This is a genomic window from Urinicoccus massiliensis (assembly GCF_900120405.1).
GTDB lineage: Bacteria > Bacillota > Clostridia > Tissierellales > Peptoniphilaceae > Urinicoccus > Urinicoccus massiliensis.
Genome location: NZ_LT635485.1, coordinates 1 through 2472 on the forward strand (window position 1 = coordinate 1; position 2472 = coordinate 2472).

A 2472-nucleotide genomic window follows, 5' to 3' on the forward strand; every position below is an offset into this window, starting at 1 on the left:
GGAAATCTACAACTATTCGTGCCCTATTAGGAATTATAAAACGTGATGCTGGTATTGCCGAGATATTCGGTAAGGATGTTTGGAAGGATAGCCTTGAAATTCATAAGCGAATTTCTTATGTCCCTGGAGATGTTGCCCTTTGGGAATCTTTAACGGGAGGAGAAATTATCGATCTCTTCATTAAATTACATGGTAGTGGAGATAAAGAAAAGCGCGATTATTTAATTAAACGTTTTGAATTAGACCCTAAGAAAAAAGCCAAAGGATATTCAAAAGGAAATCGTCAAAAAGTTGGATTGATTGCAGCATTATCTGTTGATTCTGATTTATATATTTTTGATGAACCAACATCTGGCCTTGATCCTCTAATGGAACAAGTTTTCCAAGAAGAAGTTAAAAAAATTAAAGCATCTGGTAAAGCTATTTTATTGTCCTCCCATATTTTAAGTGAGGTAGAACGATTAACAGATAAGGTTGTAATTATACGCCAAGGTGAAATTGTTGAAACTGGAACCCTTGATGAATTACGACATTTAACTAGGTCTACTGTCACTTTAGTGACAAGTGGAGACGTATCAAAAATGGCTTTTGTAGATGGAGTACATGATTTTGTTCAAAATGATAGCCAAGCAACATTCTCTGTCGATAATCAATATCTCAATAGTATTTTAATTGAAGCTAGCAAATTAGGTGTCACAAGGTTTGAATCTATACCGCCAACACTTGAAGATTTGTTTATGCGTCATTATGAAAGCTAAACCGTGGGAAGGTGGAAAAATTATTATGAAAGAAAAATTTGCTCGTTGGAACATATTGTTTTTACAGTATTTAAAACGAGATTGGAAAAAAATTATTATATGGGTATTGGGACTTGGCATGTTTTCGGCTGGATTTGTTCCAGCTTTCAAAGAAATAGCAAAAGGGCAAGGTTTAGTCGGCATGTTCGAAACTTTGCAAAACCCTGCAATGATATCTATGGTAGGGCCGACCCCAGTTGAAACAGGAGCTGATTATACCTTAGGAGCAATGTATGCACATGAAATGTTGTTGTTTTGTGGTTTGTTTGCGATGATAATGTCTATTTTACACGTGATAGGTCATACTCGTAAAGAAGAAGATCTTGGCCTTACTGAGCTACTGCGTTCCTTTCAAATAGGTCGTCAGGCAAATTCTCTTGCAGCAATAGCAGAGATAGTCTTTATCAATGGTATACTAGCACTTTTTATTGCAGTAGTAATGATAAGTTTCGGTGCCGATACGATTTCTATTTTTGGTTCCGTGTTATACGGGGCATCAATTGGAATGGCAGGGATTATTGGTGCTGGGATTGCTCTAATAATGGCACAAATTATGCCCACGTCATCGGCTGCAACAGGATCATCATTAGGAATTGTAGGCTTACTATACATTGTTCGTGCTGGAACAGATGTCTCCAATGTTGACTTATCTATGATGAATCCTTTGGGCTGGACATATTTAACTTTTCCTTTTACAGATAATAATTGGTTTCCACTTATTTTTGCTTTAATTTTCAGTATAATAGTGGTGTTCATAGCTTTTTCACTTGAAGGTGGCCGCGATATGGGGGCTGGATATTTACCGCAAAGAGAAGGGCGTGAAAGTGCAAAGCAGTCTTTGCTGTCCGTCCGAGGATTATTTATAAATATTAATAAAGGTGTCATTATTAGTTGGTTAATCGCATATGTTGTTATGGGTGCTGCCTATGGTTCGATTTATGGAGATATGCAGACATTCCTAGAAAGTAATGAAATGATGAAACAAATGTTTTCTCATACAGGATTTTCTATTGAAGAATCATTCACAGGCACAGTTATGATGGTTTTGATTGGTTTAGTTTCCATTCTACCAATTGCGATTGTAAATAAACTCTTTTCTGAAGAAAGACGATTACACTTAAGTCAGATTTATGCAACAAAAGTAACCCGCAGTCAATTATATTGGACTAGTATAGGGTTATCGATATTAAGCGGATTATTAGGAGTTTTATTAGCAGCAGGTAGTCTTGGAGGTACTGCTATCTCTGCGATGGGGAATAGCGGAGAGATGGATATAGTTGACTTTTTTGCTGCTGGCTTTAACCTTTTCCCTACTGTTTTATTCTTTATAGGTCTGGCAGCGTTAGCTCTTGGATGGGCACCGAAACTAGGTAAAATAGTGTATATTTATCTTACATTCTCTTTTTTATTAAATTATTTTAGCGGCTTAATAGACCTCCCGGAATGGTTTTTAAATACTGCTATACAAAGTTGGATGCCTCAAATGCCAATGGATGATTTTGAAGCATCAGTTTTTCTTACAGTTACTATAATTAGCATTGCTTTAATAGTAATAGGTTTCTTGGGGTATAGTAGAAGGGATATGAATGAAGGAGCTTAAATTGATTGAATAGTAAATAGTGTAATCTAATGATTTAAATTCTTGTGTTGTAGGTTTTAACATTAGTCGATGAAA

Annotated in this window: 2 protein-coding genes; both read left to right on the forward strand. The window is 36.0% G+C overall.

What is annotated here, in order from left to right:
- On the forward strand, positions 1–758 hold a 758-nt coding region (locus tag BQ7400_RS00080; RefSeq protein ID WP_072469053.1), incomplete at its 5' end, for an ABC transporter ATP-binding protein.
- Between the two features lie 25 nt (positions 759–783).
- The gene (locus BQ7400_RS00085; RefSeq protein ID WP_025194366.1) at positions 784–2397 is read left to right on the forward strand and encodes an ABC transporter permease; all 1614 of its coding nucleotides are present in this window, start codon (positions 784–786) and stop codon (positions 2395–2397) included.
- Positions 2398–2472 lie beyond the last annotated feature (75 nt).

Bases quoted from the DNA above. Each gene is read 5' to 3' on its own strand.
- BQ7400_RS00085 (WP_025194366.1), top strand. From the start codon at position 784: ATGAAAGAAAAATTTGCTCGTTGGAACATATTGTTTTTACAGTATTTA.